The organism is Castellaniella sp. (assembly GCF_041677825.1).
Taxonomy (GTDB): Bacteria; Pseudomonadota; Gammaproteobacteria; order Burkholderiales; family Burkholderiaceae_B; genus Castellaniella.
Genome location: NZ_JBAYPG010000014.1, coordinates 52,941 through 76,533, shown reverse-complemented (window position 1 = coordinate 76,533; position 23,593 = coordinate 52,941). Strand labels below are relative to the sequence as shown.

Sequence of the window (23,593 nt, the reverse complement as noted above, 5' to 3'; positions counted from 1 at the left end):
TGCGCCGCTGCTTGTCTGTTCTCTGTCTGTCCATCGCCCGGACCTCCCGCCCTGTTGATCATGACGAGTAGTCTCGCTCGTGAAACAAGGCCAGGGAATGACGCCTCTGGCTGACCGGTTACCCTCAAGCGGCCGGTCGGCGATGTAGGACTTGTGCGGCGCATCGTCAGGCAGCCAGCTCACCCTGGTCTTCGGTCGAACCGGACGGTTTCCCACGGCGTAGGCAAGCCCGTCACTGCGCTTGACGGTCTTAAAGCCCTCCCCATAAAGTTCGAGCAACCGGGCGCACCATGCCTGAGCCTCGGCGGTTTTATAGTCAGACAGCAACGCTATCAATTCGCGGATGCCGCTAGGACGCATCTGTCCTACGGACAGCTTGCTGTGGGCTTCGGCCATGGTCTTGGTATTGCTGGCGGCCAAGCACTTGGCCTCCAACGTGAGCACATGGATGATCTTGCCGTTCTCGTCGAGCCGGAAGGCCAGGGCATCGTCGCCAGTTCTCCCCGGACGCATTTCGGCCTCGGCATCGGGATCGTGCGGCTCACCCGTAAGAAAGCGCTCGTTGATGAGGTCGAGATGCTGGAATTCTTGGTCATGGAAGCGGAACAAAAAGGCCGGCACCTGCCAGTCAGTCTCCCCGAAGGCACCAAAATGTTCAACCGCGAGACCAGCGAGGGTTTCACCAAAATAGCCCTGCAAAGTGACGCGATGGAGCATCGCTGGGTAATGTGTGGCAGGATCGTCGGTCCGATCCGCAAAGGGAGACAGACTATCCTCAAAGCCCTTGCGTATGCGGGTCCGAGCATCGTCGAGGGCCTCTTGAACATAGGCGACCAGTTCGTCGCACAGCGCCTGAAAGGCGGCATTATCCTCCCGCCACACGCGCAATCGATATCCGGGATATGCACCGGTCTGGGGCTGGGCAACAAGCCACGCACGGAGTAGCTGCAATGTCACACGGCGGAAGCGGATCATCTTGCAAGCACCTGATCGCTCACTAAATCATCATGTAATCTCATGTACCCCCCTCGCAGCCGAATACCTTGGCCTCCGGTGGTTCTGACTCCAGCGAGTTGGCGACCGTCGAGCTGCCCTGCTTTTCTTGCATATCTTGACTCAATGGCCTTTCAACTTGCTTCAGGTGACCAGGAAGTCTATCGAACTCTAATTGAAAATATATTTAAAATTGACATGGTTTAACACATTTTGAGAGAAATGGAGCGGCTGTGCCACTTCCGAGTTCATTTCGGCCCTCCGAGTCGATGCAATGGTGGCATCCCCCCGCACTCGTGAATAGGTCGAATGTTTGCTCGTAGGCGGCTGTAACTCAACACAGCCGACTGAGTCCGGATATCTCTTTCTGGTCGACAGATGGCTATCACCCGAACTAGCACCAGCGGATGCAAGATCGCCAAGAGACCTAGTAGGAAATCTTGGCAGCCTTGGGCATCTTGCTCGCTTGGTCTAGACCCTAGGAGGTCACAGCCGCCAATACCAACCTCCATTGCCGTCTTTTTCCGCCCTGATCTGCAGTTCGACCTTGGCCCGATTGACAGTCGAGACTGAGTGCCCTGCAGCCGCCGCCAATTCGAGGATCCTCGCGGATGGCAAACGGTCATGCCCCGTCAGGGTGCCCGTCAAAAATTCCTTGGCCTCTTCCATTCTGCTAGGCAGCCGAGTGGCCTGCTCCACCTGAGCCAGGATCTCCTGGGCATCGCCGTCCACGGCATCTCCCCAGATCACCCGCGATGTCTCGATGCAAGGTGGAATGACCAACGGCTCGACCGTATATTCGAATCCCCCACCGTCTGGTCCCAGATTGTTTTTGGCGCGGGCCAACACCCTTCCATCAGCATCCGAGCGCCGCGCGGTCACCAGGACGACCCGCGCAAGCGCAGCGAAAGCCTGGGAACCGATCACGCGGTCCAGTGGATTTTGAGCCACCTTTCCCCCACTTTTTGAGAAGTGAGAGATCCCGAGGACAGACACGTTAGAACGCGCCAGCACCACCAAATCATGCAAATCCCGACGGACCTCATTTGCCCGATGAGCATCGCCAGAAACCGCGCTCATGATCGGATCGATAATCACCAATCGAGCGCCTCCGATCTCGCCAATCTTCAGCATCAGTTGTCGAATATCAGTGCCTGGATCAAATTCTCTGAAACGCCCGCGGTCGTGAATTTGCGTCACAAAATGAATGCGATCGCGATCGGCGCCCATCGCGATTAAGCGTGGGAGAAGAGTTGCCTGGATATCGTCCTCCCCTGACCAAATCACGACATTGCCGGGCTCCTCACACTCGGTCCCGTCTGGCCAAGAACCGGCGCCTGAGACGACGGAGGCTAGTGACAACGCCAACGTGGTTTTGCCTGTGCCCGGCATGCCGGCCACGATGGAGATCGCAGCCCTGGGCAACCAATACTTCCACAACCATTGAACCGCTTGTGGTTGACATTCAGCCGCTCGCAGCAGTCGAACGCCCTCCGGATATTCCGATACAACCCACGGGTTCATCAGCAGCCCCCGTCGGAGATCTGGGTGTCTCGACCAAAGGAGCCGGCCTCTTCCATGCGTCTGCGCCACGCCGCAGCCGCCTCAATTGTGATCAGACGACGCCGCCCAACCCGCATCGCCACAGGCCCCTCACCACGAGCCCACAATGTGTACAAATGGTTCCTGCTGATCCCATGTTCATCGCAGAAATCCTGGACAGAAAAAACTGTATTACTTTTTTTCATAACCGACCTATAAATAAACCGCCATGGACAATCCATGACAGGTCGATTATTCAGAAATGTGCCGGCAAATCTGCGGGTGACAGCGCCCTCCGAGGGCACTGTCAGTGATTTCCTCGCACATTCACGCACATTTTTTAGCATGCTAAAGGTCCAGATGACCTCCAGACACGGTGGGCCACACTGCATCACAACACCCACCGTCAGAGGCTACCGATGGTAGACCTCTCTGCAGCCGGCGAATGCATCCAAACGAGTTCCTCGGCTGCTCAGACATCTTGGGTCCCTGTTATGGCGCAACCGCCCCACATCCATCGGATGGTGTCGCCAGCCGTATCCAGTGGATGTCATTCCACGCTCACAGGGGGCAGAGCCCGAAGCCCAAGGTAAATGTGGCTAATCGAGCTCCGATCTGCGGAATCGCCACATGATCAACGCGACCCGAAAAGGACGCTGATGTCCATGGGTGTCCAAAGATGTTTTGCGTACTTGTTGCGTACAACTATCCCTTCGTGATTTTTGGAAATCGCGTAAATTGTTGTTTTTAAAGGGATTTAAATGGTGGGCGGTACAAGGTTCGAACTTGTGACCCCTGCCGTGTGAAGGCAGTGCTCTACCACTGAGCTAACCGCCCAACTGGGCATTGCCTGCATCGAAAATTGCGGGCAACCCATTGGAAAGATCGAAATTATACACGGTTTCAGGGGCCCGCCAGGCTGCGCCACACGCTGGGCTGCCCGTTGTCCTTCTCGAGCGCATCCAGATAGGCCTCGTGTGCCGCAAGCTGGTCGACGGTCAGGGTCATGACGCTCAGCCTGCCCGCGTCCACGCCACCGCCTGCGTCCAACGACTCATGCACTTCATGGCCATCCGGCTCGCTCGCATCCTCGAGCAGCGAATCCTGGCCGCGCGTCATGGCCAGCCATACTTCACCCAACAGTTCGGAGTCGAGCAGCGCGCCGTGCAGCGTCCGGTGTGCATTGGATACCCCGAGGCGCTCGCACAGGGCATCCAGGTTGTTGCGCTTGCCGGGAAACATGTCGCGCGCCACCTGCAGCGAGTCGGTGATCTGGGCGCACAATTCGGCGAAACGGGGCTGACCCGCGCGCTGCAGTTCGGCATCCAGAAACTTCACATCGAACGGCGCATTGTGGATGATCACCTCGGCATCGCGCACGAAGTCCACCAGCTGCTGCGCAACCTCGGGAAACCGGGGATACCCCGCCAGAAACTCGGTGGTCAGACCATGCACCTGGAGCGCACCCGGATCACTGTCTCGATCGGGGTTCAGGTACAGGTGCAGGTTGTGTCGCGTGATGCGCCGGTTGATGATTTCCACACAGCCCAGCTCCACGATCCGGTGCCCTTCGTCGGGGTCCAGGCCGGTGGTTTCGGTATCCATGATGATTTGTCGCACGCTTCAACCTCTTTTCAGCAATTCTTCCACGCCCTGATTGGCCAGGGCATCGGCGCGTTCGTTGCCCGGCTCGCCGGCATGCGCCTTGACCCAGCGCCAGTGCAGGTGGTGGCGGGCCGCCAGGGCATCGAGCTGCTGCCACAGATCTGCGTTCTTGACGGGCTGGCGACTGGCGGTTCGCCACTGGCGCTGCTTCCAGCCAGCCAGCCATTCGGTCATGCCCTTGTGCACATAGGTGGAATCCGTATGCAGAACAACGGTGCAGGGCCGCTTGAGCGCCTGCAGGGCACGAATGACCGCCATCAGCTCCATGCGGTTGTTCGTGGTCTCGAGCTCCCCACCATGCAGGGTTTTCTCGCGCGAACCATGACGCATGAGCACCCCCCAGCCGCCCGGGCCGGGATTGCCCTTGCAGGCCCCATCGGTCCAGATTTCCACGCGGGATTCAGACATCCAGCTTCCTGTTGATCTCTTGTGTGACGGGCGCCACATTAGCACGTCGGGCCCGGCGCCGTGAAGCCTGGCGCCAGGCCGGGCCCACCAGATGCATGCCTGCCACGCGCTTGACCGCGGACACGGCATAGACGGCACCGGCAGCGGGCCACCAGCGATCGCCCGCATGCTCGAGGAACTGCCAGCGCTGCAGCCAGGCCTGCGTGGTGCACAAGGGCACATAACAGCCGAAGCGCCCGCGATCGACCTCGAACGACAACAGCTTGAACCAATCCTTGAGGCGCCGCAGCGAGACCTGCGAAGGCACCGGGATGGGCAATTGCAGGGCCAGCCCCGGCAGCGATTCGCGCACCCCCCACAGGCTGCAGGGGTTGAATCCCGTCAGGACCACGCGGCCTTCGGGCACCAGGACCCGTTCGACTTCACGCAAGACCTGATGAGGGTCCTGGCACCATTCGAGCGTGTGGGGCATGACCAGCAAATCCACACTCTGGGCAGCAAAGGGCAATTGCTCGGGTGCGCAGACCAGGCGCCCGGCCCGCGTGCCATACGGCGCGTCCGGGCTGTGGGCCCAGGCCTTGTGCGGCATGCGGTTGGCTTGCAGCAAATCCCAGTGCGGCAGACCAATTTGTATGGCATGATACCCAAATGCATTGCCCACCATGGCATCGACCTGGCGCTGTTCCCAGGTGCGCACATACTGCCCGGGGGGTGTATCCAGCCACTCTGCCAACTCGATTGGCGTGGCCCGCCGTGCCGTCATTGCGGCCCCCGGCCATGAAACCCCACGAAATCCATCATTTTCTACCCGGCATGCTTGAACCAATCCCCGCTCTGTCCGACAACTACATCTGGATGGTACAAAAAAACGGCCATGCCGTCGTGGTCGACCCGGGCGAAGCAGGCCCTGTTCTGGGCCGGCTCGACCAGCAGGGGCTCACCCTCGAAGCCATCCTGATCACCCACCACCATCATGATCACACCGGTGGTGTGCCTGCACTGCGGCAGCGAACCGGTGCCGTCATCTACGGGCCCCGCAACGAAACACTCCCGGCCTGCGATCACCGCCTGATCGAGGGCGACACGATTACACTGCCCGCCACGGGCCTGCAGTTCAAGGTGCTCGACGTGCCCGGCCACACTGCGGGCCATATCGCCTATTTCGGCGACCTGGACCCCGAACGGCCGGTGCTGTTTTGCGGGGACACGCTGTTTTCCGTGGGCTGTGGGCGTCTGTTCGAAGGCACCCCTGCACAAATGCTCGCGTCCCTGGATAAAATAGGGGGCTTGCCGGGGCATACCCTGGTCTGCTGTGCCCATGAATATACGCAAGCCAATATCCGTTGGGCCCTGCAGATCGAGCCCCACAACACGGCCTTGCAGGCACGGGCCACCGAAGTCGGCACATTGCGGGCCCAGGGCCGGCCCACAGTGCCATCCCGCCTCGCGCAGGAGCACGAAACCAACCCGTTTCTGCGCGTGCGTCAGGCAACGGTGCGGCAGGCCGTGCAGCAGCACACCGGGGTGCCTGGCGGTGCAGACGCAGCCGTATTGGCTGCCCTGAGAGAATGGAAGAACAATTTCAGATGATCGTGCCATGATGATTCTCCGTTGGCTGTTCGTTGCCCTGCTGCTGACCCTCGCGGGTTGTGCCACACAGAACGACGGGCGGCAGGCCCATGTGGCTGAAGACACCTCACGCACCATTGATCTGACCCACCCGCCGCGCGACATGTGGGACCGCATCCGGCGCGGCTTTGCCATCCCCAACCTGCACGATGAGCGCGCCCGCTACTGGACGGACTACTACGCATCCCACCCCCAGTCCGTGCTGCTCATGAGCCAGCGCGCCGGAAAATACCTGTACTACATCGTCGACCAGCTCGACCAGCGCGGGATGCCGACCGAACTGGCCCTGCTGCCGTTCGTCGAGTCGGCCTACGACCCCAACGCGCTGTCGCGATCCAAGGCCTCGGGCCTGTGGCAGTTCATCCCGAGCACAGGGCGGCACTACAACCTGCAGCAGGACATCTGGCGCGATCTGCGCCGTGACCCCGTGGCGTCCACCCAGGCCGCCCTAGACTACCTCGCCTACCTGTACGACCTCCAGGGCGACTGGTACCTGGCCCTGGCATCCTACAACTGGGGTGAGGGGGCCGTGCGCCGGGCGATGGAAAAAGCCGGCCAGCAGGGACAACAGCAACCCACCTACCTGACACTCGACCTGCCCGATGAAACCCGCAACTATGTGCCCAAGCTGCAGGCCATCAAGAACATCATCGCGCGCCCCGAAAAATTCGGGGTAACCTTGCCCACGGTCGGCAACACGCCCTATTTCACTACCGTCCACAAGTCGCGCGACATGGACCTGGCCGTCGCGGCAGCGCTGGCCGAGATGCCTTTCGAAGATTTTCAGGCGCTCAATCCGTCCTTCAACAAACCCCTGATCCTGGGCGCACACAACCCGCCGCTGCACCTGCCGCTCGACAAGGTCAGCACATTCGACCACAACCTGAACACGCACAATGGTCCGCTGGCCACCTGGGAACTGGCGCCTGTCCGGAAGGGGCAGTCTCTGGCGACCATCGCCAAGGCGCATGGCATCACCTTGGGGCAGCTGCGCGCGGTCAATGGCCTGGGCCCGCGCGTGAACGTGGCCGGGAGCACCCCATTGCTGGTACCCAACCAGGGCAACGGCATCCGCCTCGGCGACCAGGGCGGCCAGGACACCAACAGCATCAGCCAGCCCGACAGCATTGCACGCCTGATTTCCGACTCACAGCCGGCGGTTGCGCGCGCCGCAGCCCCGCGCATGCACACCATACGCAAAGGGGATACCCTGTTTGCCCTGGCCAGGCGCTACAACACGTCCGTCACGGCGCTGCGCGAGCTCAACAACCTCAAGGGCTCCAGGCTGGCCACCGGCAAGCCGCTGCGCATACCCGCCAACCAATGATTGCAAAGGATACAGCCATGGGTTTTCTTCAAGGCAAACGCATACTCGTCACCGGGGTGCTGTCCAATCGTTCCATCGCCTGGGGGATTGCGCAGGCCTGCCGCCAACAGGGGGCGGATCTGGCCTTCACGTACGTGGGCGAGCGTTTCGAAAGCCGGGTACGTGGCTTTGCCAGCGAACTGGGCAGCGATATCGTGATCCCTTGCGATGTGGCCGATGATGGTGAAATCGCGGCCGCAATGACGTCGCTGGCTGGCCGCTGGGATGGGTTGGACGGCCTGGTGCATTCCATCGGTTTTGCACCGCGCGAAGCGCTCGAGGGTGACTTTCTCGATGGCATGACGCGCGAGAACTTCCGGGTGGCCCACGACATCTCGGCCTACAGTTTTCCGGCACTGGCCAAGGCGGCCCTGCCGCTGCTCGACGGGCGCGGCGGTTCAGTGCTCACCCTCACCTACCTGGGCGCCGAGAAAGCCATCCCCAATTACAACATGATGGGCCTGGCCAAGGCCTCGCTGGAGGCCAGTGTGCGCTACCTGGCCAAATCCCTGGGCAAGCGGGGCCTGCGCGCCAACGGCATTTCGGCGGGGCCCATCAAGACGCTGGCGGCCAGCGGGATCCGTGACTTTTCCAACATGCTCAAGTATGTCGAATCCCAGTCTCCACTGGGGCGCAACGTGACCATAGAAGACGTGGGCAATGCCGCCGCATTCCTGCTGTCCGACCTCGCCGCCGGGGTAACGGGCGAAATCCTGCACGTCGATTGCGGCTTCTCGAACACCGTACCGGGCATGGGCTGAGCAGAACAGGGCCCCACGCACGGCATCTGCACCATGGCCTGGTTACACGCCACACTGCGCGGGTCACGGCGGGCCGCGAGCCCCGCGTCGGGCACCCCCCTGTCGTGGGTGGGGGCCATTCGTCCGGCATGCGCTAGTCTCCTCCGATAATCCCACCCAGGGCAAGGAGACAGTGCATGTTCAAAGGTCAGTGTCTGACACTCATCCCGCTTGAAAACCCCGGCATCCACGAACTGCGCTTCGATCGCGCAGGCTCTTCGGTCAACAAGCTGGACGCGGCCACCCTGAAGGAATTCCAGGCGGCGCTGTATTGTGTCCAATGTCTGCACACGCAGGGCAACCTGCGCGGGCTGTTGATCACCAGCGCCAAGGATTCCTTTATCGTCGGTGCCGACATCCACGAATTCACCGCCTGGTTTGCCCAGCCCGCCTCTGAAATCACAGCTCAGCTGACGCGCAATGCCGCCCTGTTCACCCTGCTCGAGGACCTCCCGGTACCCACGGCGGCGCTGATCCGCGGGTATGCGCTGGGTGGGGGTTTCGAACTGGCCCTGGCGGCCAGCTACAGGATCGCCGGCGCATCGGCCCGCCTGGGTCTGCCCGAAGTGAACCTGGGCATTTACCCGGGCTATGGCGGCACCGTCCGTCTGCCACGCATCGCCGGGCTCGATACAGCCAGCCACTGGATTGCCGAGGGGCACCATCACACGGCGCAGGCGGCCCTGGACGCAGGTGTGGTCGATCGAGTGGTGGCCGATGAAGACCTGCTTGAAGCGGGTATTGCACTGCTGCACGAAAGGATTGCGCAGCCCGATGACTGGGCCGCGCGCCAGATGCGCAACGGCCAGCCCGTGGCAGGGGATGCCGCCATACCCGAACCCCTGCTGGCCCGGGCGCGCTCGGACGACGCGAAGCATCTGCCGGCCATGGCCACCATTCTCGAACTCCTGCAGGACAGCGCGGGGCTGACACGCGCCCATGCGCTGCAACGCGAAGCCGAGGTCTTTGGCGAACTGGCCCGCACCCAGGCCGCCGATGCCCTGATCGGCACGTTTCTGGGTACCCAGCGGGTGCGCAAGATTGCCCGACAGCACGCCGGAGACGGCCAGGTCATCGATCGGGTGGGCATCCTCGGGGCGGGCATCATGGGCAGCGGCATTGCCTTGACCAGCATTCTGCATGGCGTGCCCACCCTGTTGCACGATACATCCGCAGCCGCGCGCGAACGCGCCGACACCCAATTGCGCGAGCAACTCAAACTGAGGGTGAGCCAGGGCCGCCTGGACGCCCGCCAGGCGGAGCACGCACAAACCTTGCTCGGCATCGTCGACCAGCCAGGCGATCTGCACGCGGCCGATCTCCTTATCGAGGCCATTGTCGAGCGGCTCGAGGTCAAGCAGGCGGTGCTGTCCGAACTCGAACGCGCGCTGCCCCAAACGACCCTGCTGGCCAGCAATACGTCCAGCCTGCGCATCAATGACATTGCCGATGCGTTGCAACGGCCACGGCAGTTCATCGGCATGCATTTCTTCAATCCGGTGGTCCGCATGCCGCTGGTTGAAATCGTACGCGGGCGGCACACGCCCGACGCGCTGACGGCCTCGGCGCTTGCCTTTGCCTTGCGTCTGGGCAAGACCCCCATCGTGGTCGCCGATGGCGCAGGTTTCCTGGTCAACCGGATCCTGACGGCCTACATCTGCGGCTTCCTGCAACTGGTTGCGGATGGGGCCGACTTCGAGGCGATCGACCAGGCCATGGAATCATTTGGCTGGACCATGGGGCCCGCGGCGCTCGAAGACGTGATCGGGCTCGACACGGGCAGTCACGTCAACGATGTGATTGCCGCAGCCTATCCGCAGCGCATGCCCCAATTCGCCGATGACGCCCTGCGCTGTCTGCTGCGTGCCGGGCGCCTGGGGCGCAAGAACGGCCAGGGCTTCTATGTCTACGCGCGCGACGCACAGGGCCGGCCACAGCGGCATGCCTGTCCCGAAGCTCGGGCGCTGCTGGCTCGCCTCCAGCCCCACGGAATCCGCAGCCATGAGCCGGCGGACATCGTGGACAGACTGATGCTGCCCATGATCATCGAAGCCGCGCAGGCGCTCGAGGAAGGCGTCGTCGCCACCCCGGCCGAGCTCGATATCGCCATACTGCTGGGCCTGACCTTCCCGGCCCACGCCGGGGGGCCGCTACGCTACGCAGACTGGCTGGGGCTTGCCGAAATCAGCCGGCGCTGCCAGCGGCTGGCCCATCTCGGCCCCGCCTATGTGCCCACCGCGCGGATGCGCGACATGGCGCGCCTGAACCAGCGTTTCCACAACCCCGCCTGAAGGCAAGAACCCAGGAACCAGACAGATCATGAACCAAGCGTACATCGTCGCTGCCCGGCGCACGGCCGGTGGCCGGCGCAAGGGCCGGCTGGCAGGCTGGCACCCGGTCGAGATGGCCGCCCGCATCATCGATGCACTGATGGCCGATCTGCAGGCCGATCCCGCCCTGGTGGATGACGTGATCATGGGCTGCGTGAGCCAGATCGGCGAGCAGTCCACCAACGTGGGCCGCAACGCCGTGCTGGCCTCCTGCCTGCCCGAATCCGTGCCCGGCACCAGCGTGGATCGCCAATGCGGCTCATCCCAGCAGGCCGTGCATTTTGCCGCCCAGGCTGTCATGTCGGGCGCCATGGACATGGTGATCGCAGCGGGCGTCGAGTCCATGACGCGCGTGCCCATGGGCAGCCCCGTCAGCCTCGCACAACAGGCCGGGTTCGGGCATCACCAGAGTGCGGCGATCATGGCGCGCTATGGACAGCAGATATTCAGCCAGTTCACCGGCGCCGAAATGATGGCGCGCAAATATGGGCTGACGCGCGCCGACCTGGACGCCTATGCCCTGGAAAGCCACCGACGCGGCGCGGCCACCACGCAGGCGGGTCATTTTGCGACAGAAATCCTGCCACTGCCGGTACTGGATGCCGACGGCCAACCGTCGGGTGACCTGCATGCGGTGGACGAAGGCATCCGCTTCGATGCATCGGCCAGCGCCATGGCCGCCATGGCACCGCTGCAGGACAGCGGCCTGCTGACCGCGGCGAGCGCCAGCCAGATGTGCGACGGTGCCGCAGGCGTGGTGATCGTCAATGAACGCGGTCTCGCGCAGCTGAACGTCGAGCCCCTGGCGCGCATCCACCACATGACCGTGCTGGGCCACGATCCGGCCATCATGCTCGAAGCACCCATACCCGCCACTCGGCTTGCGCTGCAACGCGCCGGCATGCGCCTCGACGACATCAGTCTGTACGAAGTCAATGAAGCCTTTGCATCCATCCCGCTGGCCTGGCAACAGGCACTGAACGCTGATCCGGATCGCATGAACGCCTGGGGCGGCGCCATCGCACTGGGCCATCCACTGGGTGCCACGGGCGCGAAGCTCATGACGACCCTGGTACACGCGCTGCGCCGGCAAGGGGGTCGCTACGGCCTGCAGACCATGTGTGAAGGTGGCGGGCTGGCCAATGTCACCGTGATCGAAAGGCTCTGAGCGTCGCCCGCGGAGACCATGAACGCCCCGCATTGCAACGCGCGGTGCAAGCCGGCGGCATCGCCATCCAGAAGCGGGCACGATAGAATCCTTGCTTTCAAGGTTTCTCACCCGATACGCACGGACCCATCATGCACCCGCGCCTGATGCCAGGCAGCATAGAACGCACCCGCCTGCTGGAACAGCTCAAACTGGCGCGTCACAAAACCTGTTTTCTGATCCATGGGCCTGCAGGCAGCGGCAAGACGTCGCTGGCGCTGCAATGGCGTGCCCTGGCCATGGCCCTTGGCCAGCACGTGGCCTGGCTGGCCGTGCAGTCGCGAGACGATCGCCAGAACCTGCTCGATGACCTCTTCGATGCGCTGGATGCAATCAACCCGGATCTTTCGCGTGAAGCCCGTCTGCTCTACAACCGGGGCACGGCTGTACGCGCTGATGCCATCGCGCTGGCGCTGCTGCGCGCGCTGATGGCCAGTGGCCAGCCCCTGACGCTGATTCTGGACGACTGGCAGAACATCAGCGAAATGCAGGGCAATACTGCGCTGCAGACCTTGCTGGACTTCGCCCCCGCCAATCTGCGTGTGGTGATCGTCTCGCGCACCCTGCCCCGCATCTCCCTGGCGCGGCTGCGCGATCAGGGCGCCCTGGAAGAAGTCGGGCCGGCCGATTTGCGCTTTACGCTGGATGAGGTCCGGGCTCTGATGCAGTCACGCAGGGCAGACCATGACACGGTCGATGCACGCGAACTGCTCGAACTGACCGACGGCTGGGCCGCCGGCCTGCGTCTGATGGCCTGGCAGCCGCGCGCACCGTCGGCGCCGGTACAGAATGCGCATGATTTCACGGCTTATTTCAATCGCGAAGTGCTGTGTCATCTGGCACCGGAAGAAATCGGCCTGATGTGCCGTCTCGCCATGGCATCGGGCTTCAATGCCTCTCTGGCCAGCGCACTGGCCGGCGACGAGCGCGGCCCTGAACTGCTCGAGCGGCTGCGCACGGAAAACCTGTTCGTCAACCCGCAGACCCGCAATCAGGATGATGCCTGGTTTGCCTTCCACCCACTGTTTCGCGAATTGCTGCGCGACCGCTTTCTGGCCCTGGACGCCGATCAGCAGCACCATGCGCACCTGACGCTGGCGCGCTGGTTCGGCGAAAGACGCCATTTGCGTGATGCCGTCTTCCATGCACTGGCCGCCGACGATGTCACCCAGGCCGTACAGTGGGTCGAATGCTGGGCCCGTGAACTTTTCCTGGCCGGAGAACTGCAGGAACTGGCGCGCGCCGTCTCACAACTGCCGCGCACCGCACTGCATCACCACCCCGCCCTGCTGCTCTGGCGCGGCTGGACCCAGTTGTGCTATCACGAATTCTCTGCCTGTCATGAAACCCTGGACCTGCTGCAGAACCAGCTGGCGGGTGTCGGTTCTGCGGTACGCGATGCACAGGCGCACCGGCTGCTGCTGGCGTTTTCGCTCGCCTTGCAGGAAGAGAGCCTGGATACAGCCCAGGCCCTGCTGCCCGAAATGATGAGCCTGCGCCAGGGTGCCGATGCCGTGCTGATCGGCGGACGCCGCAACCTGCTGGGCTGGCTGCACACTCACCTGGCCCAGTACGACAAGGCTCGCGAATTCCTGCAGGGGCCGGCCCCGCTGCTCGAAGATGGCAAGCCGCTGCTGGCATCGGCCTTCGGGCACGTCATGACACAATCCCTGCATGGGCTGTCCTGGCTGTTCGAAGGCAATGTACGGCAGGCAGAACCCATTCTGCGGGAAGCACTGGCACAAGCCGAAGCGGCTCTGGGGCCCTACAGCGAATCGGCCTGCAATGCCGCAGCCTACCTGTCCGCCGTTCTGTATGAAATCAACGAGCTCGAGGCCTTCGACAATCTGCTCGAGGGTCGCCTGGATGCGATCGAGCGCGTCGTGCTGCCCGATGCCCTGGTCACCGTCACGCTGGCCTACGCGCGGCGCCGCCGCAAAGCGGGCAACCCGCTCGAGGCCCTCGAGAGCCTCGAACGTCTCGAGGACATGGCATCGCGCCGGGCCCAGGTTCGCCTGCTCGCATTTGCGCTCAGCGAGCGCCTGCGCTGCCTGCTGGCCATGCAGGATTGGCGCAACGCGACCGACACCCTGCAGCAGCTGCTCTTGCTGAGTGGGCGACATGCGGGCATGGACGGCGCCGGCAGCCGGAGAATCCTGGGTCTGGCCCGATACGCCACGGCCCTGCACGATATCGCCAGCGGTGATGACCGGGCTGCGCTGCGACAGTTGTCCAGCACGCAGGGCAAGCCCTGTTTTGGCCAGGATATCCATGGCGTACGCCTGCACCAGGCCTTGCTGTCGGACCGGCTGGGGCACTCCCGGCAGGCGCTCGATATGCTTTATGCAACGCTGTTGCGCTGCCAGAGCTTCGGTCTGGTGCGCACAGTGCTGGACATGGGCCCGCCCCTGCTCGATCTGGTCCACCGTTGCGCGGCATGCCATCTGGATCAGGATCCTTTGCCGGGCTACTATCTGGACCAGCTGCTGGCCCAGGCCGCGCGCAGCCAGGGCACCCCGACCGCCCGGCAGCCGACCCTCACGGAACCACTTTCCGAGCGCGAACTCGAAGTGCTCACCGCGCTCTCCTACAGCATGTCGAACAAGCGCATCGCCCAGGTCCTGGGTGTCTCGCCGGAAACGGTCAAATGGCACCTGCGCAACATCTACGGCAAGCTGGGGGTCAGCGGGCGCGACGATGCCGTCGCCCGGGCACGCGACCTGAAACTTCTGGACGACAGGATCCTCTGACCCTGGTGCGGTCGGCCCCGCCATACACTGCACTCAGGTGGGCAAGCGGCCAGCCCAGCCCATCATCGGCCACGCAGCGCCGGTACCTGCCTGCCGGTACCTACCCGTTACTGGGGGGGCATGCCGCGCACAAGGGCGATACCATCATGCCGCACACCTAAAACATCAGGAGACAACCATGCTCAAGCCCTTTGCCATGGCTGCGTCCGCGGCGGCCATTCTTGGCCTGGCCGCGCCGGCGCAAGCCACCGACCTGACGATCGCCGCCAGCCTGCCCGAAGTCCATTTCTGGGTCGGCAACTACCTGAACCCCTTTGCCGATGCCATGGAAAAGGAATCCGACATCGAGTTCCAGCGTTTCTACGCCGGTGCCCTGACCAGCGTGGGGCGCGAACTCGATGCCCTGCAGGGCGGTACGATCGATGTCGCCGTACCCTTGCTGGCGCCGTATCACGAAGGGCGCTTCGCCCTGTCCGACGTCACCCAGTTGCCCACCTATGACACGACTTCGGTGATGACCACCAAGGCGTTCCAGAACCTGCTGGATTCGGATGCCAAGCTGAAAGACGGCAAGACCTTCTATGAATACGAGATTGCCGACAAGAACATCCATGCCTGGCCGCTGGGGGCCACCGGCGCCTATGCCATCTCGACGACCGGCAAGGCCCTGAAATCCCCTGAAGACCTGCAGGGCATGCCGTTGCGGGCGGGCTCGGCCCTGCACACCATCGTCCTCACCGAACTGGGTGCCACGCCGGTCACCATGCCTTCGGCGCAGGCCTATGAAGCCCTGTCGCGCGGCACGATCGACGGCATGGTGTCATCCATCGGCGACTGGAAATCCTATTCATTCCAGGAACTGCTCAAGTACACCATCACCGGGGTCTCGCTGGGTCATTGGGAAAGCTACCTGGCCACCACGGACGAGGTCTGGAACAACCTGTCCGACGAAGAACGCGCCACCTGGGACAAGGTCGCACGCCAGACTGCGCTGGACAACGCCGCCGGCATCGACCGGCAGGATGAGGAAGTCAAGGCTGCGGCCGAGGCGGATGGCAGCCAGTTCGTCGCCATCGATGACCTGTCCGAAGCCATGCAGAACCATATCGCCAGGGCGGCGGCCGACACCTGGATCAAATGGGTCGAACAGACAGACGAAAAAGGCCACCCCGGCAAGGCCACGGCACGACTCTGGATGGACCTGATCACGCAGCAGGGCGGCAAGGTTCCGGTCGGGGTGGCCGAATACCTGGCAAACTGAGGTCGAGATGGATCACTCCGTCATCCTCCTGCTGATCGGAGGCTGGTTCGCCCTGTTTCTGCTGCTGGGGCAAAACGTCTCCACGGTGCTGCTGGGGTCCGGCCTGGTGGGCATCGCCCTGTGGACGGGGCCGCGGGTCTTCAACGGCATCATCGGCCCGGATATTTTCTTCACCGCGTCCATTTATTCGCTGTCCATCATCCCCCTGTATCTGGCAATGGCGCAGCTGCTGCTGCGCGGCGGGGTGATCATCGACCTGTTCCGGGTCGCCTACCGCCTGTCGGGCTACAAGCGCTTCCCCCTGGGGGTTGCCACCATCCTGACAGGCGGCCTGCTGGGGGCCGTGTGCGGCTCGGGCTCGGCCAGTGCCGCCGCCCTGGCCTCGCTGGCCGGCGACGAGCTCGAGCGCGTCGGCTACACGCGCCGCTACGCCATCGGGCTGGCAGCGGTCTCGGGCTCACTGTCGGCCATCATCCCGCCCAGCCTGATCGTCATCATCTACGGCTCGATCACCATGGTGTCCATCGGGCATCTGTTCATTGGCCTGATCATTCCCGGCCTCATCTGCATGGCGGTCTACATCGTCTGCCTGCTGTTCTACGCCGAAGTCCGCCCTGGCGCCCCCGACGGCATCCAGCCCGACGAGGACGAAGACCCCGCGCTGTTTCGCCGCAGCCTGCTGGCCTTCGGGTTCGTGATCGTGCTCATGGTCGTGGTCTTTGGCGGCATCTACGGCGGCATCATCACGGTCGGTGAGGCTGGCGCCATCGGTGCGTTCACGGCCCTGGCGGGCATGCTCCTGATGCGCCGCATCACCCTGCAAGGTATCGCCCAGGCCTTCACCGACTCGGTGGTGGTCACCGGCATGCTCATGATGCTGGTGATCGGCGCCCAGATCCTGGCCCGTTTTCTGGCCTTTTCGCGCTTGCCCACCGAACTCGTGCACCTGCTGCAGCCCTGGCTCGACTCGCCCATGATATTGCTGGTCTTCATCATGCTGCTGTTTTTCCTGGCCGGCATGATTCTCGAATCGGCGGCGGTGATCGTCCTGCTGGTGCCCATCCTGCTGCCCGTGCTGCAGGCTGCGCACATCGACCTGCTCTGGTTCGGCGTCATGGCCTGCTTCATGATCTCGCTGGGCCTGCTGACCCCGCCGGTCGGCCTCTCGGTCTATGCCGCCGCCAGCGTGGTGCGCTATCCGGTAGGCGAAGTCTTCAGGCCGGCACTGGTCTTTGCGGTGGCGGGTGCCCTGGTGGTCACCGTGCTGATGCTGTTCTTCCCTGGCCTGGTGACCTGGTTGCCCGGCCAGATCCGCTGAAAGGAGGCGACATGAGGTTCTGGCACGCCATCGATACCTTCGAACGCCGCCTGGCGGCCATCGGCGCCGGGCTGTCGCTGCTGGCGATGATCCTGATCACGGTGCTCAGCGTGGTCGGCCGCTACTGGCTGCAGACCGATCTGATCCCCGGCGCCTACAACATGATCGAGCGGATCTCGTTTCCGCTCATCGTGTTCTGGGCCATCCCCTATGCGCACCGCAAAGGCACGTTTCCGCGTTTCGACGCGCTCAGCAACAGCCTGCGCCCCGCGACACGCCGCTGGGTACAGGCCTTCGTACTGACCGTCGAGCTCTTGATCCACGCGGTGCTCATGTGGTATGTCATGCGCTACACCTGGAACAGCCTGATGCTGGGGCGGACCATGCAGATCGGTACGCAGTTCTGGCTCATGTGGCCGGTGCTGATCATGATGCCCCTGGCCATGGCCCTGCTGGTGCTCGAAATGGCGCGCCAGGTCGTGTGTGCTTTCAGGGGCCTGCCTGTCGAGGCGCACCCGCAGCCGGACGCTGACGCCGTCAACCCCATCCTGTAATACCATGCCCACGGACTCCGCCACCCTGCCACCTGCGCCGCCCCTCCTGAACACCGGGCGTCTCGATCGTTTCATCCGGGACCATCTGCCCGGGCTGCAAGGTGAACTGCAGGTGGATCCCATCCGCGGCGGGCAATCGAACCCGACATTCTTCCTGAACTATGGCAATCGGGCCCTGGTCCTGCGCAAGCAGCCAGGGGGGCCGCTGCTGCCCTCGGCGCATGCCGTGGATCGTGAATACCGGGTCATGGCCGCCCTGGCGCACACGGATCTGCCGGTCCCCCCGGTCCTGCTGTATCACGCAGACACCGACATACTGGACACCCCTTTCTATCTGATGGAGAAAGTCCCCGGCCGGGTCTTTTTCGACAATGGCCTGCCGGGGATGGCACCCGATGTCCGCCGGCAGATCTACCTTGCCATGGCGGACACGCTGGCCACCCTGCATCAGGTCGACTGGCAGGCTGTGGGGCTGGCCGATTTCGGGCGTCCGCAGGGCTACTTCGAGCGCCAGATCAGGCGCTGGCAAAAACAATGGTCGCTCACCGAAGGGGCCGACAACCCGGCTGTGGACCGCCTGCTCGAATGGTTGCAGGCGCAGCCCTTCGACGACGACGAAACCACGCTCACACATGGCGACTTCAAACTGAACAACCTGCTGTACCATCCAACCGAGCCGCGCGTGGTGGCGGTACTCGACTGGGAACTGTCCACCCTCGGGCATCCACTGGCCGATCTGGCCTTCAACACCATCGTCTGGCATACCCTGCCCACCGAGTATGGCGGCATTCGCGGGCTCGACCTGAATGCACTGGGCATCCCCCAAGAAGCCGAATATCTGCAACGCTACTATGATCTGACAGACCGCCACCAGGCCGGGCAACAGGTGCGGCCGTCCCATCGGGCATTTGCGCTGATGCGGCTCGCAGTCATTTTCGAAGGCATTGCCGCGCGCGCGCGAGCGGGCAATGCGGTGGCCGACGATGCCGCCGACATCGGCGCCCTGGCAAGCGCAGTGGCGCGCCGCGGCCTCGAAGCCGCCGCCCTCTGACCGAATGATGCACAAAGGAGTCTCTCGTGGATTTTGACTACCCCCAGGAAACCCAGGCGATGCAGAAGACACTGCAACAGTTCATGCAGCGCCATGTCCTGCCCCAATATGCCGCCTACGAAGCCCAGGCCGCCCAGGGCGAGCATCCCGTCGCCATTCTCGAACCGCTCAAGGCCAGGGCACGCGAAGCGGGCCTCTGGAACCTGTTCCTGCCGGGCCTGAAAGACGACGAACCCGGCACGCGCCTGAGCAATCTGCAATATGCGCCTCTGGCTGAAATCATGGGGCGCATCCCGTGGGCGTCGGAAATCTTCAATTGCAATGCACCCGATACGGGCAACATGGAGTTGCTGCACCTGTTTGCTACCGAAGCACAGCGCGAGCGCTGGCTGAATCCCCTGCTCGAAGGCGAAATCCGCTCGTGCTTCTCGATGACCGAACCTGATGTGGCCTCGTCGGATGCCACCAACATCAGCACCACCATACGGCGCGACGGGGATCACTATGTCATCAACGGGCGCAAGTGGTTCACGACAGGGGCCCTGCATCCGCATTGCCGCTTTGCCATCGTGATGGGCGTGAGCAACGAAGCGCCGGATGCACCCCGGCACCAGCGCCATTCGATGGTCATCGTGCCACTGGACACGCCCGGGGTCACCATCGAGCGCAATGTGGCCATCATGCACCACCACGCCACCGAGGGCCACTGTGAAATCCGGTACGCAGATGTCCGGGTACCTGCCAGTGCCTTGCTGGGCCAGGAGCACGCCGGCTTTGCCCTGGCCCAGGCCCGCCTGGGGCCGGGTCGCGTACATCACTGCATGCGCAGCATCGGCCAATGCGAGCTGGCGCTGGAACTCATGTGCGAGCGGGCCCTGAGCCGCAAGGCCTTTGGCAAGGCCCTGTCCGAATATGCCAATATCCGCGACTGGATTGCGCAGTCGCGCATCGAGATCGACCAGGCCCGCCTTCTGGTGCTGCGCGCCGCCTGGCGAATGGACGTGCTCGGCAACAAGGCGGCCCATGTCGACGTCTCGGCCATCAAGCTGGTGGCCGCACGCCTGCAGACACAGGTGCTGGATCGGGCCATGCAGGTCTTTGGTGCCATGGGGGTCACACCGGATACGCCCTTGTCCTACCTGTGGTCCTGGGGCCGCGCGATGCGTTATTTCGACGGCCCCGACGAGGTCCACCTGCGTACCATCGCCCGCGATGAACTGGCCCGCGCGCGCCAGTCGCTGGGTTCCACCGCCCCCTATTACCGCGTATCCTGAGGTCATCGTCATGCCAACCACTGCCAAGCCGGCGGATACCGCCCCAGCATCCCCGCTTCTGTATGAACTGGATGATCACGGGATTGCCCGGATCCGATTCAATCGTCCCCAGGCCCTGAATGCCATCGACACCCACATGGCCGACGCGTTCCTCCAGTGCTGCAGGACGCTGGCCCAGGAACGCCGGGTACGCGTCATCCACCTGAGCGGAGCAGGCCGCGCATTCATGGCCGGTGGCGACGTTCAGGCCATGCGCGCGGCGCCCGAAGCCGTGGCCGCTGCCCTGATCCGCAGCCTGCACGATGCCCTGCGCCTGCTTGCACAGCAGAACGCCCCCATTGTCTGTACGGTACAGGGTGCCGTGGCCGGAGCAGGCCTGGGCGTCATGCTGAACGCCGATTTCGTGCTGGCAGACCGCGCAACCCGCTTTGGTGTGGCCTATCCGCTCATCGGCACCAGTTGCGACTGCTCCACATCGTGGCTGTTGCCGCGCATGGTGGGCCTGCGCAAGGCCACTGAACTGGCTCTTCTGGGCGATATGATCGAAGCCGAAGAAGCCCTGCGCCTGGGTCTCATCAACCAGGTGCTGGATGGTTCCGAACTGGCATCGACCACAGAACGGCTGCTGCAGCGCCTGGCAAAAGGGCCCACCATCGCCTACGGGCAATTGCGCCGCCTGCTGCGCACTGCCCTGCAGCACGATCTCGACGCCCATCTCGATGCAGAGGCCGCGGGCTTCATCACGTGCACCACGACACAGGACTTCCGCGAGGGGGTGGCTGCCTTTGTCGAAAAGCGCCCGGCGCAATTCAAAGGCGCCTGAGCCGACCCACCCAAGGAGAATCCGATGAAGACCCGCATCACCGACCTGCTGGGCATCCGCTATCCCATCATCCAGGGCGGCATGCAGTGGGTGGGCACCACCGAACTGGCCGCGGCGGTCTCCAATGCCGGCGGCCTGGGCATTCTCACAGCACTGACACAACCCAGCCCCGAACACCTGGCACGCGAGATCGAACGCTGCCGCGAGCAGACCGACCAGCCGTTCGGCGTCAACCTCACCATTCTGCCCACATCCAAGGCGCCGCCCTATGAAGCCTACCTGGATGCCATCCTGGACAGCGGGGTACGCATCCTGGAGACGGCGGGCAATCACCCCCAGGCGCTGACCGAAAAGACCCGACGTGCTGGCGCCCGTATCGTGCACAAGTGCACGACCGTGCGCCATGCGCTGTCGGCCGAACGGCGGGGGGTCGACGCCATCAGCATCGACGGCTTCGAATGCGCAGGCCATCCGGGCGAAGAAGACATTCCAGGCCTGATCCTCATTCCGCTGGCCACCCGTGCCCTGCGGATCCCGGTCATTGCGTCCGGAGGCATGGTCGATGGCCGCAGCATGGCAGCGGCATTGGCCCTGGGGGCCGAAGGCATCAACATGGGCACCCGTTTTTGCGCTACGCTGGAAGCGCCGATCCACGACAACATCAAGCAGGCGCTGGTGAATGCCACCGAGCAGGAAACCCAGCTGATCCTGCGCAGTTTCCGCAATACGGGCCGGGTTCTGAAAAATGCGGTGTCCGATCAGGTGGTCGCCCTGGAAAACCAGCCCGGTGGCTGCGAATTCCCGGACATCCAGCCGCTGGTCAGCGGCCAGCGCGGGCGCGAGGCGCTGGCCTCTGGAGACCTGGATGCGGGGCTGGTATGGGCGGGTCAGGTCATCGGCCTGATCGACGACATCCCCAGTTGCGCAGTCCTGATCCAGCGCATCGTGGCCGAATGCCGCGCTGCGTTGCAGCACGCGAGTCTTCTGGCCGCCCCGGCGCCCTGAACGCATACGGAGGTGAATTCATGTTGGCAACGCGCAGGGAACAGCATTTCGGTCATCGTGTGATCCTCTGCTTCCAGGACCGACCTGCAAATCTGAACGACATGCGGCACGCCGCCGCCAGCCGGGACCCGGCCAGGGAAGCGCTGGTGCACGATGCGCTGCGGCTCGACTGGCAGCAGTTCAATGACCGGGTGATGCGCGCAGCGGCCGGGCTGCAGGCGCTGGGCGTCGGCCAGGGCGATCGGGTCGCGCTGCTGTTGTCGAACAGGCCGGAGTTCGTGCTGGCCTGTTATGCCGTCTGGGCGCTGGGGGCCGCCGTGGTGCCGCTGAACATCCGCGAACAAATGCCGGGCATCCGCTACATTCTCCAGGATTGCGAAGCCCGGCTGCTGATCCACGACGCCAACCTGCAGGCGCTGGTCCCGCCCGCGCCGGATACGCCTGCGCTGCGGCACCAAGTACACACCGACACCCTGGCCAGGGGTGGCGGCATCGCCTGGGCCGAGCTGCTGCAGCATGCCCCTCTGGCCAGCTGTGCCCGCGTGGCTGAAGAAGACATGGCCGTCATCCTGTACACCTCGGGCACTACGGGCTTTCCCAAAGGGGCCGTCCTGACGCATTTCAATATCGTGCATTCGGTCCTGAACTACACCCAGGTCCTGCAGTTGGATGAGCACGTACGCGGCATGGCCGTGGTGCCGCTGAGCCACGTCACTGGCCTGGTCGCCCTGATGGCAGTGGTGCTGGGCCTGGGGGGTACGCTGTTGATCGCATCGCGCTTCAAGGCGAGCGAGTTCCTGGTACAGGCCGCGCAAGAGCGCATGAGCTATACCCTCATGGTACCGGCCATGTACCGGCTCTGCCTGCTCCAGGAAGACTACCGGCGCCACGACCTGTCCGCATGGGCGGTCGGTGGCTTTGGCGGCGCACCCATGCCCCCGGAAGTGCTCGATCAGCTGCACCAGTGGCTGCCCGATCTGCGCCTGTCGAACTGCTACGGCGCCACCGAAACCACTTCGCCCGTCACCGTGATGCCGGCCCATCTCACGCACGATCACCTGGACAGCGTGGGCCCTCCACTGCCCGTGGCCGAGGTGCTCATCATGAGCCCGGAAGGCCGCGAACTGCCGCGCGGCGAAGTCGGCGAGCTCTGGCTCAAGGGCCCGATGGTGGCCAAGGGTTACTGGCACAACGCACAGGCCACGGAAGACAACTTCGTCGGCGGCTACTGGCGCAGCGGCGATGTGGGCTACATGGATGCGCAGGGCTTCGTGTATGTCAAGGATCGGTACAAGGACCTGATCAACCGCGGCGGCTACAAGATCTACAGCGTGGAAGTCGAGAACTGCCTGAGCGAGCACCCCGATGTGGTCGAGGCCGCCGTGGTGGGGACCCCATGCCCCGTGCTGGGCGAACGGGTCCACGCATTCGTGGTGCCCCGTGCCGGCTCGAACCTCACGGGCGATGCCCTGCAGGCGTTCTGCGCTCAGCGCCTGGCCGACTACAAGGTGCCGGAAACATTCACCCTGGGCACCGAACCCTTGCCACGCAATGCCAATGGCAAGCTGCTCAAGCGTTTGCTGCGTGAGCGTGTGCAACCCACCGACCCGAGCTGAT

Annotated in this window: 18 protein-coding genes, 1 tRNA gene and 1 pseudogene; 14 read left to right on the top strand and 6 right to left on the bottom strand. The window is 63.7% G+C overall.

Features of this window, described 5'->3' with window-relative positions; genetic code table 11:
- The 6 genes from WCY17_RS07690 to WCY17_RS07665 form a co-directional block, all read right to left on the bottom strand.
- A partial coding sequence (locus WCY17_RS07690) for a hypothetical protein (RefSeq protein ID WP_372701591.1) occupies positions 1-975 on the bottom strand: 975 nt, incomplete at its 3' end.
- Positions 976-1,479: 504 nt separating this feature from the next.
- Entirely contained in the window at positions 1,480-2,517 is a 1,038-nt protein-coding gene (locus WCY17_RS07685; RefSeq protein ID WP_372701590.1) for an AAA family ATPase, read from the bottom strand.
- 780 nt (positions 2,518-3,297) lie between these two features.
- Positions 3,298-3,372 (bottom strand) — tRNA-Val (locus WCY17_RS07680).
- 66 nt (positions 3,373-3,438) lie between these two features.
- On the bottom strand, positions 3,439-4,155 hold the full coding sequence (gene dnaQ, locus WCY17_RS07675) for a DNA polymerase III subunit epsilon (protein WP_372701589.1): 717 nt from the start codon (positions 4,153-4,155) through the stop codon (positions 3,439-3,441).
- 3 nt (positions 4,156-4,158) lie between these two features.
- Positions 4,159-4,608, bottom strand: coding sequence for a ribonuclease HI (gene rnhA / locus WCY17_RS07670; RefSeq protein ID WP_372701588.1), 450 nt, complete (start codon positions 4,606-4,608; stop codon positions 4,159-4,161).
- Positions 4,601-5,371, bottom strand: a complete 771-nt coding sequence (locus WCY17_RS07665; RefSeq protein WP_372701587.1) for a class I SAM-dependent methyltransferase — start codon at positions 5,369-5,371, stop codon at positions 4,601-4,603. Before WCY17_RS07665 ends, rnhA begins: the two co-directional genes overlap by 8 nt.
- A gap of 50 nt (positions 5,372-5,421) precedes the next feature.
- On the opposite strand from WCY17_RS07665, the gene gloB reads away from it, so the two are divergent.
- The 14 genes and pseudogenes from gloB (at position 5,422) to WCY17_RS07595 (ending at position 23,592) form a co-directional block, all read left to right on the top strand.
- Positions 5,422-6,198 (top strand): hydroxyacylglutathione hydrolase, encoded by a 777-nt coding sequence (gloB, locus tag WCY17_RS07660; protein WP_372701586.1) that lies wholly within the window; start codon positions 5,422-5,424, stop codon positions 6,196-6,198.
- Between the two features lie 7 nt (positions 6,199-6,205).
- Positions 6,206-7,564 (top strand): transglycosylase SLT domain-containing protein, encoded by a 1,359-nt coding sequence (locus WCY17_RS07655; RefSeq protein WP_372701585.1) that lies wholly within the window; start codon positions 6,206-6,208, stop codon positions 7,562-7,564.
- A 17-nt stretch (positions 7,565-7,581) separates the two neighbouring features.
- Positions 7,582-8,364: an enoyl-ACP reductase FabI gene (gene fabI, locus WCY17_RS07650; RefSeq protein ID WP_372701584.1), complete on the top strand. Its 783-nt coding sequence runs from the start codon at positions 7,582-7,584 to the stop codon at positions 8,362-8,364.
- A gap of 176 nt (positions 8,365-8,540) precedes the next feature.
- Complete coding sequence (locus WCY17_RS07645) at positions 8,541-10,694, top strand: 3-hydroxyacyl-CoA dehydrogenase NAD-binding domain-containing protein (protein ID WP_372701583.1); 2,154 nt, start codon at positions 8,541-8,543, stop codon at positions 10,692-10,694.
- A 28-nt stretch (positions 10,695-10,722) separates the two neighbouring features.
- Positions 10,723-11,901, top strand: coding sequence for an acetyl-CoA C-acetyltransferase (locus WCY17_RS07640; protein WP_372701582.1), 1,179 nt, complete (start codon positions 10,723-10,725; stop codon positions 11,899-11,901).
- A 131-nt stretch (positions 11,902-12,032) separates the two neighbouring features.
- Positions 12,033-14,690 (top strand): LuxR C-terminal-related transcriptional regulator, encoded by a 2,658-nt coding sequence (locus tag WCY17_RS07635; RefSeq protein ID WP_372701581.1) that lies wholly within the window; start codon positions 12,033-12,035, stop codon positions 14,688-14,690.
- Between the two features lie 178 nt (positions 14,691-14,868).
- Positions 14,869-15,951, top strand: coding sequence for a TRAP transporter substrate-binding protein DctP (dctP, locus tag WCY17_RS07630; RefSeq protein WP_372701580.1), 1,083 nt, complete (start codon positions 14,869-14,871; stop codon positions 15,949-15,951).
- A gap of 7 nt (positions 15,952-15,958) precedes the next feature.
- A complete protein-coding gene (locus tag WCY17_RS07625) occupies positions 15,959-17,269 on the top strand; it encodes a TRAP transporter large permease (RefSeq protein ID WP_372701579.1) in 1,311 nt (436 codons plus the stop codon).
- A gap of 11 nt (positions 17,270-17,280) precedes the next feature.
- Positions 17,281-17,823 (top strand): TRAP transporter small permease, encoded by a 543-nt coding sequence (locus WCY17_RS07620; protein ID WP_372701578.1) that lies wholly within the window; start codon positions 17,281-17,283, stop codon positions 17,821-17,823.
- Between the two features lie 4 nt (positions 17,824-17,827).
- Entirely contained in the window at positions 17,828-18,874 is a 1,047-nt protein-coding gene (locus WCY17_RS07615; RefSeq protein WP_372701577.1) for a phosphotransferase family protein, read from the top strand.
- Positions 18,875-18,900: 26 nt separating this feature from the next.
- Positions 18,901-20,148, top strand: coding sequence for an acyl-CoA dehydrogenase family protein (locus tag WCY17_RS07610; protein WP_372701576.1), 1,248 nt, complete (start codon positions 18,901-18,903; stop codon positions 20,146-20,148).
- A 10-nt stretch (positions 20,149-20,158) separates the two neighbouring features.
- Positions 20,159-20,971, top strand: a complete 813-nt coding sequence (locus tag WCY17_RS07605; protein WP_372701575.1) for an enoyl-CoA hydratase/isomerase family protein — start codon at positions 20,159-20,161, stop codon at positions 20,969-20,971.
- A gap of 21 nt (positions 20,972-20,992) precedes the next feature.
- A pseudogene (locus WCY17_RS07600) lies at positions 20,993-21,976 on the top strand (NAD(P)H-dependent flavin oxidoreductase); the annotation flags it as partial.
- Positions 21,977-22,077: 101 nt separating this feature from the next.
- On the top strand, positions 22,078-23,592 hold the full coding sequence (locus tag WCY17_RS07595; RefSeq protein ID WP_372701574.1) for a class I adenylate-forming enzyme family protein: 1,515 nt from the start codon (positions 22,078-22,080) through the stop codon (positions 23,590-23,592).
- Position 23,593 lies beyond the last annotated feature (1 nt).

What these genes read in the sequence shown, in the direction of transcription:
- WCY17_RS07685 (WP_372701590.1), bottom strand. Translation starts at nt 2,517, where the DNA reads ATGAACCCGTGGGTTGTATCGGAATATCCGGAGGGCGTTCGACTGCTG.
- rnhA (WP_372701588.1), bottom strand. Translation starts at nt 4,608, where the DNA reads ATGTCTGAATCCCGCGTGGAAATCTGGACCGATGGGGCCTGCAAGGGC.
- WCY17_RS07665 (WP_372701587.1), bottom strand. Translation starts at nt 5,371, where the DNA reads ATGACGGCACGGCGGGCCACGCCAATCGAGTTGGCAGAGTGGCTGGAT.
- gloB (WP_372701586.1), top strand. Translation starts at nt 5,422, where the DNA reads ATGCTTGAACCAATCCCCGCTCTGTCCGACAACTACATCTGGATGGTA.
- WCY17_RS07655 (WP_372701585.1), top strand. Translation starts at nt 6,206, where the DNA reads ATGATGATTCTCCGTTGGCTGTTCGTTGCCCTGCTGCTGACCCTCGCG.
- fabI (WP_372701584.1), top strand. Translation starts at nt 7,582, where the DNA reads ATGGGTTTTCTTCAAGGCAAACGCATACTCGTCACCGGGGTGCTGTCC.
- WCY17_RS07645 (WP_372701583.1), top strand. Translation starts at nt 8,541, where the DNA reads ATGTTCAAAGGTCAGTGTCTGACACTCATCCCGCTTGAAAACCCCGGC.
- WCY17_RS07640 (WP_372701582.1), top strand. Translation starts at nt 10,723, where the DNA reads ATGAACCAAGCGTACATCGTCGCTGCCCGGCGCACGGCCGGTGGCCGG.
- WCY17_RS07635 (WP_372701581.1), top strand. Translation starts at nt 12,033, where the DNA reads ATGCACCCGCGCCTGATGCCAGGCAGCATAGAACGCACCCGCCTGCTG.
- dctP (WP_372701580.1), top strand. Translation starts at nt 14,869, where the DNA reads ATGCTCAAGCCCTTTGCCATGGCTGCGTCCGCGGCGGCCATTCTTGGC.
- WCY17_RS07625 (WP_372701579.1), top strand. Translation starts at nt 15,959, where the DNA reads ATGGATCACTCCGTCATCCTCCTGCTGATCGGAGGCTGGTTCGCCCTG.
- WCY17_RS07620 (WP_372701578.1), top strand. Translation starts at nt 17,281, where the DNA reads ATGAGGTTCTGGCACGCCATCGATACCTTCGAACGCCGCCTGGCGGCC.
- WCY17_RS07615 (WP_372701577.1), top strand. Translation starts at nt 17,828, where the DNA reads ATGCCCACGGACTCCGCCACCCTGCCACCTGCGCCGCCCCTCCTGAAC.
- WCY17_RS07605 (WP_372701575.1), top strand. Translation starts at nt 20,159, where the DNA reads ATGCCAACCACTGCCAAGCCGGCGGATACCGCCCCAGCATCCCCGCTT.
- WCY17_RS07595 (WP_372701574.1), top strand. Translation starts at nt 22,078, where the DNA reads ATGCGGCACGCCGCCGCCAGCCGGGACCCGGCCAGGGAAGCGCTGGTG.